The sequence below is a fragment of the Parapedobacter sp. GCM10030251 genome, assembly GCF_042666505.1.
Lineage (GTDB): Bacteria > Bacteroidota > Bacteroidia > Sphingobacteriales > Sphingobacteriaceae > Parapedobacter.
In genome coordinates this window covers 1-8987 of record NZ_JBHTDN010000007.1, presented here as the reverse complement: position 1 = coordinate 8987, position 8987 = coordinate 1, and the positions used below count along the sequence as shown (strand labels likewise).

The 8987-nt window shown below is 48.9% G+C and carries 6 protein-coding genes; all 6 read right to left on the bottom strand.

Going from position 1 to position 8987, the window contains the following annotated elements; translation table 11 throughout:
* The coding region (locus ACFQRK_RS17705) for an Ig-like domain-containing protein (RefSeq protein ID WP_379009103.1) at positions 1-3964 on the bottom strand (3964 nt) is incomplete at its 3' end.
* Positions 3965-4200: 236 nt separating this feature from the next.
* Positions 4201-5313: a helix-turn-helix domain-containing protein gene (locus ACFQRK_RS17700; protein WP_379009102.1), complete on the bottom strand. Its 1113-nt coding sequence runs from the start codon at positions 5311-5313 to the stop codon at positions 4201-4203.
* A 3-nt stretch (positions 5314-5316) separates the two neighbouring features.
* On the bottom strand, positions 5317-6414 hold the full coding sequence (locus tag ACFQRK_RS17695) for a helix-turn-helix domain-containing protein (RefSeq protein ID WP_379009100.1): 1098 nt from the start codon (positions 6412-6414) through the stop codon (positions 5317-5319).
* A 165-nt stretch (positions 6415-6579) separates the two neighbouring features.
* A complete protein-coding gene (locus ACFQRK_RS17690; RefSeq protein WP_379009097.1) occupies positions 6580-8178 on the bottom strand; it encodes a tetratricopeptide repeat protein in 1599 nt (532 codons plus the stop codon).
* Positions 8179-8309: 131 nt separating this feature from the next.
* Entirely contained in the window at positions 8310-8546 is a 237-nt protein-coding gene (locus ACFQRK_RS17685) for a hypothetical protein (protein WP_379009095.1), read from the bottom strand.
* A gap of 19 nt (positions 8547-8565) precedes the next feature.
* A partial coding sequence (locus ACFQRK_RS17680; RefSeq protein WP_379009093.1) for an OmpA family protein occupies positions 8566-8987 on the bottom strand: 422 nt, incomplete at its 5' end.

Genomic DNA, 8987 nt, shown 5'->3' with positions numbered 1-8987 from the left:
CCGTTATCGTCGTGCTCGCGCCCGGTGCCAGCGTGCCGATGTTCTCCTGTCCCGCAGGGATCACCGCGTTGGCATCCGTCAGTACGATGTTATCGATCGTCACGTTGCCCGTGTTGGCAACCGTGATGTCATAGGTGATCACGTCGTCCGTGCTGTCATAAGGTCCCGCGCTGGTGATGACCTTCGTCACCGTAAGCTCGGGAGTCTGCACCACGTCCGTATCCGTCGGGTCGTCGGGGTCGGTGGTATCCGGGTTATCCGAATCGTCCGTTACCGGATCACCTACCGGATCCTCGCCCGTCACCGTAGCCTGGTTGCTCACACTGCCCGCATCAAGGTCCGCCTGCGTGACCGCATGCGTAACCGTTATCGTCGTGCTTGTGCCCGGTGCCAGCGTGCCGATGTTCTCCTGTCCCGCAGGGATCACCGCGTTGGCATCCGTCAGTACAATGTTATCGATCGTCACGTTGCCCGTGTTGGCAACCGTGATGTCGTAGGTGATCACGTCGTCCACCGTGTTATAAGGTCCCGCGCTGGTAACCACCTTGGTCACCGTCAGCTCCGGCGTCTGAACCACGTCCGTACTTGTCGGATCATTTGGATCAGGCGTACCCGGATCATCCGAGTCGTCCGTCACCGGATCACCGGCCGGGTCCTCGCCCGTGGCCGTGGCCTGGTTGCTCACACTGCCCGCATCAAGGTCCGCCTGCGTGACCGCATGCGTAACCGTTATCGTCGTGCTCGCGCCCGGTGCCAGCGTGCCGATGTTCTCCTGTCCCGCAGGGATCACCGCGTTGGCATCCGTCAGTACAATGTTATCGATCGTCACGTTGCCCGTGTTGGCAACCGTGATGCCGTAGGTGATCACGTCGTCCGTGCCGTCGTATGGTCCCGCGCTCGTGACCACCTTAGTCACCGTCAGCTCCGGATTTGCCACAACAGTTATCGTAACCGTAATAGGATCTGAGACCACCCCATCATCAGTGGTCAATGTATAAGTATACGTATCGACGCCGTAAAAATCTTCATTCGGCGTGTAGGTTACGGTGCCATCTGGATTAACTACGGTAACGCCATTTGTTGGTACTGTAACTATATTCACTTCGGTATCAACTCCACTGGGGCCATCATTCGCTTTCACCGTTGTGGTTACCGTTGAATTGGCGTCGACTGTATCCTCATCGTCAACACCCACCGGCTTTACTGCTATCGTGACGGTAATCGGGGCAGATTCTACACCGTCGGCTGTTATCAGCGTATAGGTGTACGTGTCCGCACCGATGAAGTCTGCATCGGGCGTGTATAGAATCTGGCCTGGATTATCGGGATCTTCAATCGCCGTACCGTTTGCCGGATCACTGATTGTTCCAAAGTCTATCGTAGAACCGATCGGATTACCTGCACCATCATCCGGACCGTCATTTGTGCGTACGTTCGTGCTGACCGATTGGCCTATCGCCGTCTCGTCAGTATCGTTGGCACCAATTGGTATTACCGTAATTGTGAGCGCTGCAGGTTCGCTTTCCGCACCCAGCTCATCCTTAATCGTATATTGAACTGGTGTAGCAATACCCGCAAAACCTGGCAACGGCACAAACTCAATTGCACCGGTTGTGGAGTTAACCGTATAGGTTCCCTCACCTGCCACGGTGACTTCCGTTACGCGACTATTGCCATCCACTGGATCTACCAATTGCACGGCAGTCACATCAATGGTTGCATTTCCGTCACCGTCAGTATCGTTGGTTAAAACGCTGACATCGACTGTTTCGCCTTGATTGGTCGTTTCCGCATCATCAACAGCGACCGGCGGAATATTGACCGCTACAGCCGCATTTCCCAATATATTATTACAATTGCCACCCTGTCCATTATTGTCACACTCATAATGGGGGTCTGTAGGGGGTGTTCCCGGATCCGGGTTCGTCGCATCCGGATCGGTGACATCATTGGGACGCAGGATCGTTGCCTCGACATTCAGCGTATTACCGCTCAATGCCGCGCCAACGGTACCCGTAATGGTGAAATCAACCGTACAGCCGGTTGGTAAATCTAGAAGTGCCGTATAATTGCCGTCCGCATCGATAGCGGCACCATTGACCGTACCGCAACTTGTATTAATAACGATATCACTGATATCATTGATAATAAATCCTTCTGGAACTTGAAATTTAAACGGGGCTCCGGTGACGTCACTTTCACTGTTGATGCTCGGATCGTTGTTATTCCTGACCGTTACCTGATAGCTAATATCATCGCCGATATTGATTTTCGGGTTAGCAGTGGTGGTCACACTGACCACCTCCAGGTCGGCCACCAGCAATTTGATTTCCAGCTCTTCGGTTTGCCCGGTTCCGATAATATACGACCAGGTATCTAATGACTTCAAGTTCCCGAAACTGTATAAGCCGTCACCAGAGTTTGAGGTCCCTGAGCCTGAGCTGTTGGCGTGCCGCCCCCACCTATGTCCATTATCACTCATACCAAAAGCTGAATTAGCCGGATTGCTATGCAGCCCGCTACCATCCCTTCCGTTATACATGGGATTCGGCCGGGTGTTTGTGTTTCCACCTGTCACATCAGTATCGTCCCAGTACACAATGTCGCCGCCAGGCCAAATTGGATTGCCACTTTCATCCAGCAATTGGATAATCGTCCCATTGGGATTGATTTCCATATCAATGTAAGGGAAATGCACTTCTGCTCCAAACAAGCGCAAATTGATTTGGGCAGGCACATTACCCGCTGGCAATTTGTTTCCATTACCGTCGGTTCCGTCCCAGTAAATCTCATTGGGTCCAACCACCGCATTTGTGGTAATCACCTTTGCAGGATACGCTGTTCCATTCGGATCCGCAATGGTGATCTCAACCGTACCGATAATGTTCGACTCAAAATTGATGTATCCACCCTTATTGCTGAGCTGATTGGGAACACCTTCAGCGCCGGTAACGGAGAGATTCGTAATGGTCGGGGTCAGCGCCGCATTCTTTAACCAAGTGGCCGTTGTCGCCCCATCTAAGAAAATCGATGCGCTCGTCGGCAAATCGGCAGCCGGCATTGTATAGAACATTTTATGCGTCACGTTTGTCGCATCATCCACAGTCCTCGGATCCTTTGTCCTTGCCCGTACAATACCTGCATCCGAGGAATTCAAGCTTTTATAGCTAGGTATTTGCGTAGCAGGATCCGAAAATCCTTTGTTGTTCACAAAAAATGTAAAGTACGCCCCCACGCTACCGTTGTTATCCACTTGATATACCCACCCGTCACGGGTCAGCGGATACATCTTTGCGTAAAATCCACCGGTGGCTAACCAATCTTGCCCGATATTGAGGTTCATCACCGTAGTATATACCCGACCTGGAACATAACTTGCCGCGCTGGTGTTCCATACGGATATATCCCAGGCCGCTATGTTGGGACTATTCGTCGCCTGAGACCAGGAATCATTAGCGTTCACATTGGCCACGGCTACCTCAGTTGTCGTTGCATTGGTAGTAGGTGTCAATTCGATCCGATAGACACCTGCTACCGTTGCCGTATAGTATTGCGGCGTATACTGATCGCCCACAGCAGCACCGCCATATGACGCCGGACCCGCTAATTCGGCCAACCGATTCGGTATCCGGCCTGTACTTCCGTCATAAGAAATGACCGTACTGTTTCCAGCCGGATCAGTCACGATAAACTGCCCTTGCAATCCCGTACCCAAGCCATGCGCGCTGGACGCAATGGCGATTACCTCGCCGGCATCGGCATAGACATAATGGGCGCCTAACGTTTTGAACGGCCAAGAATCTTCAGAACCCGACCCTGTATTACTATATAGAAACGCCCGTTTCCCGGGCACCCCAGCAGGATACATATCCTTAGACCCATCCGCAACACTCTGTTTTGCCGAAAACAGACCGATGCATACAAAAAGAACGGAGAGAAAAAGTTTGTTGTAAATGTTTCTCATATTTATATATATGTAATTCCACAGTAGAAAGAAAAGGCCAACGAGGAGCAGCCCAGTTTTCGGCTGCAAACATCCGGCTAAGCAGCAAAAAAAACGTTTCAAATGCTTGGGATGTCAATCAATCCAATTAATTGATACGTGCTTCAATCAGTGAAATAAGACCGTTAAAGCGAGTTGAGCTAGCGATAAACACAAGTACCCTAAAATAAGGTGATGGTTTTAGATAAAAGATTTCCTTAGGTTTTGATCCGGCTTCGGTATTCCGTCGGTGTGCACCCTTGGACTTGTTTGAAATACCGATTAAAAGATGCCTTCGCCGTAAAGCCACTGGCCAAAAAGATCTCAGATATTGTCCATTCCGGATGGGCATTCATCAGTGCAATGGCATGGTGAATCCGGAGCTCGTTGATGTAGGTGTTAAAACTCTTTTCGATCCGCAATGAAAACACTTGTGACAGGTGGTGTTTAGGAATTTTGAGTTGATGCGCCAACGACGCTAAAGAAAGACCATCATCCAGATAGACCTTTTTTTCGACCACCAGCTTTTTCAGCGCAACCTCGTACTCCGCAAGCAGCTTTAAGGAAACTGCCGATTTCTGGTAGCGTGCATTAACTGGCACTTGATCAATTGAACCATCGGTGAGAGATTCATCATTCGTCTTAGCTTTCGCCATGGGCCGCACTTGGTCTGCTTCCGTCGCATGGCCAATTATACGCCTCGCAACATGCGAAAACAGTATAATGGCAGCGCCGAGCATGGTCAGAAAAATAATCGAGCCCTTAAATTGAGAACGGCCATTTCCGGATAATAGTCCAGAATAGGTAAACACCACGAACACAACTGCAAGAAATGCGAGAACCATGGCCATCGTCGAAATCATACGAACTTCCTCATTACGGCCCGCATCGACGGATTTAAAGAACAATGCCCACACTGCGTAGGAAAGAAAGGATGCCGACATGGTACCATACAGAGCGAAACCCAGCACGTATTGACGCCCCGCAAATAGTGCGGGACAACCAATCCAGAGCATATAACTCGTCAGAAAAACCAGGAACGGCAATACATGAATTAATACACGTTGTCGTCGTAACGGTTTGCCGTTGGCAATTTGATAAGCAAAATACAGGAATGGACCGTACAACAATCCATAGGGTGCATAGTAATCCAGTCGCATATTATCCGGGAAATACATGCGTATAACCCAAGCATGCGCAGCATGCAAAGCCAAATAACCCAAACAATAACGCACATACCGGTCCAGCCTGCCTCCGAGCCTGCCCAAAAGGCTCATGTACAGAGCCAACAGGGAAACGCAGATAACCGCTATTAAAATAAATGAAGGCATGGCTTATTGGACGTGTAACGATTCACACCGAATAGATCGGTACTCTGAAGGAGTCATGCCCATGTATTCCTTAAAATACCGGTTGAACGATGTTTTGGAATTGAAACCACACTCGTATGACAGACTGTCCAAGGTCATCGTGTCGCCCATTTCCGAAATCTGGCCGATGGCATATTCAATACGGGCCGCCGCTATAAACTGGTAAAAAGATTTTTTGTAGTATCCGTTGAAAACCTGGCTCAATTGATGTCGCGGAATGCCGGTGCGTTCAGCAAGCATATCTAACGAAACAGCGGGATTGAGGAATAGTTTAGCATCGTTCAGTTCCCTTTCAATCACTTTTGCTAGACGCGCAGCGACTGGTTCAGGCAGTTTAGCTATCGCTTCTTCCCTTTCCATTTCGTTTGCCGGCGCGTTGATCAGGTTCTCGCGCCGATCATTTCGGCTATCCCTTTTGTTCGCTGTCAGATACCGTACCACAACGGCAAATCCCATCGCCAAAAAAAGGAAAATCATCGGTCGTACCTCAAAGCCAATTTCGCTTTTTGGTATACTAACCTGATACCATGTGATATATACAAAAGCCACCAATCCGTAGCAAAGCATAGTAAGCTGCCGAATTAAGATATCCGTCGGGGTTGATGGTCCGGTATAACTGCTGTATAATCGCGTAGTCAACACCGAGAGAACAACGAGCGACAGCATAACAGACGCATAATAGATTTTGGAATACCATATTGCCCCGGCGTCGCCTTCGTGCTGCAGTGTGACAAACGTAAACAAACAAAGATGGAATAAAAGAGGGAGGACAAAAACACCGTTTATCCAGGTTGGTATCTCTTTTGCTGGTCGATAATACGTATGCGCACGCAAGTAAAGCAAAACCGGATATACCAAGCCAAACGGAACAGGGGGTTCATATTGTTGCCCATCGGCAAAACAGATCCACATGAGCTTATAAACGATATGGAGGCCGATGGTCCAAGCGCCCATTAGTAAATAACGGCCTGGCCGGTCCCGGAAACGGAAAAAAGCAGCCAGCAAAAAACCGCATGATGCCAATGTATAAAACAATACGACGTTTAAAAAGTCTATTTCCATAACCATTTGGCGGCAGGGATTATGCGTCCCCAAATCTAAATCGATGAGTGTTATACTTAAAACGATTATCTTATCATATTACGGAATATAGCAACACAAATCAACCCGAAACACAACTGTAAAACAATCACTTACACAACGAATCATTCCACGCGGAGGAGAAAATCAATTAACCAATGCTGATTCCATTTTTGAGCCATCCTTTTTTAAATAACCCATAAAAGCAGACGGTGACAGTCCCGTTATATTTTTAAAAACAGTAGCGAATTGACTATGGGTAGCAAATCCACATTCCTCCGCCAAATAACTGATCTTGTAATTCAAGTAGCGGTCGTCCTCATTCATTTTTGAAATGATATAGTTAATCCGGAGTTCATTGACGTAACTGTTGAAATCCTTGTGACGACAGTTGTTAATGATATAAGAAAGATACTTTGTATTGGTCTTCATCTTTCCGGCTAGCACGGCGATCGAAATATTTCGGTCTGTAAATTGCTGTGTTGATTCAAATCGCTCCAGCTTTTTCAACAACTCCCGCTTGGTGCTTTCGGGCATGATATCCCGTTCGCGATCGGCTACGCTGGTCACCGTTTGCTCAGCGGTTATCACCTGTTCATTTGTGGGCACGTGCGTAGCACCGTTCTTGAGTGTTTCAATAATCGTCTTGTATCGTTGGTGATCTTTCCGCTGCTTACGGACGTATATCCCCATTCCCAGCCCCAACACCGTGAGCAGAGCAGCGGTTGTTACGCCCAACGCCCTTTTGGAAGCAGTTGCATTCACGAGTTGACGCTGAACCTGCGCGAAGAGATTATCTGCATAGCGCTTATGCTTTGCTGTATTTTCCTGTATCTGACTTAGGTATTTTTCATTGTAGCGCCGGGATGCTTCGTCGTTATCGGTTAGCTGATAATACGTCGCCAAGTTCTTATAAACACTCATTTTCAGATTGGGCAACCCGGTTGCTTCTGCAATAACCAGTGCGTGCTGGAAACACGAATCCGCCTGCTCATAATGTTTGTCTGCCAAGTGAATGCGCCCCAATCCGTTATAAATAAAGCCTTTTACCGGTGTATCTGCCCCCGACGCCCTTCGTTCAAGCGCCAGTGCCCGGTTATAATAAAACCTCGCCGAATCGATATCTCCGAGCTCCAGATAGCATAATCCGAGTCGCTCATCGTTCTGCGCAAGGGCAAAATTCCTGACCAGGCTATCTGCAAGATCCACTAAAAATGGTTCCGCTTTACGGAATTGGATTATCGCATTGTTGTACTGCTTTTCTTCTAGATCGTAAAAGCCCAATTCCTGAAAGCACTGGCCTTTAAACTGATTTGCCGCCTCGGCATTACCTACGCGTTTGATGACGTCCAACCCTTTTTCAATATATCGCCGGCCGGCGCTAAACAAACCCGTTTCCCGATGTTGCGTGGATAAAACCCCGCATATACGTGCCTGCCAAACGTAGTTGTCAGCCTGCTCGGCTATTCGTTCCGCTTTTATCGCATAATGTATGGATGAGTCGCGGTTTGCGATCCGGTGGTACATATCCGAGATGAGCATCAACGAACGGATTTTTTGGACATCGTTCTTGGCTGTTCGATATAGCGAATCCGAAGATTTCAAAGCCAAGTTAATATCTTCACTTGCCGTATGCATATAGATGTACAGAAACGCCTGATCAAAAGTTTCGTCAGTTGAGGTTTGAGCTAGGAGCCAATTGACGAAAAAAAAGAATATAAAAACATAAGATATAAATCGCTTCATTTCAGGCTGGAATAAGCTGGTTTGTCGATTAAGGAAGTCGCGGATTTACGCTGTTCATTTCGTTCACAAACTTAGCTAAAGTTGTTTCGATATGCAAGCGATAATGCCGCGGCGTAGAAAATAGTTCCATTTCAGACCTCCAAAAACGTATCAAAAAATTCCAATATATGAATCTTGCCCCTGTATTTTCCCTGAAAGAAATGCCTCACCTGGGCAAGGATCTGTTCCTCCAATTCTTTTACATCATTACCAAATACAATAATTCCCAAATTACTTTCGAAAGCGACCTTATCCGCTTCCTTTCCTTCCATCACCACAAAAATCAGTTCCCTGTCGAGCAATCCGTGTTCGTCTATCCAATCATCCATACCAGCCATCAAATTGCCGTCAATACTCCAGCACAGTCACCTCGGTGCGCCTGTTGGCCTGGTGGTCCTCCCGGCTGCACGGCACGCCGTTGCCGCAGCCGTTCACCAGCCGTGTCTCCCCGTAGCCCCTGGCCACCATCCGCTCACGCGCGATACCCCGGCTCACCAGGTAGTCAACCGCAGACTGCGCGCGCCGCTGCGACAGCACCATGTTGTAGGCATCGCTGCCCCGGCTGTCGGTATGGCTCGAAAGCTCGATCCGCAGCGTCGGGTTATCGCGAAGCGTGCGCACCAGCTCATCCAGCACCGCCGCAGCGTCCGGGCGGATGTTGTGCTTATCAAAGTCATAATAAATGTTCTCCAGCTCGAAGGTCCTGCCCACCTCGAATATGGGTTCAAGCAGCAAAGCCACCTCAAGCGTATCCGACATCGTGATGCCCG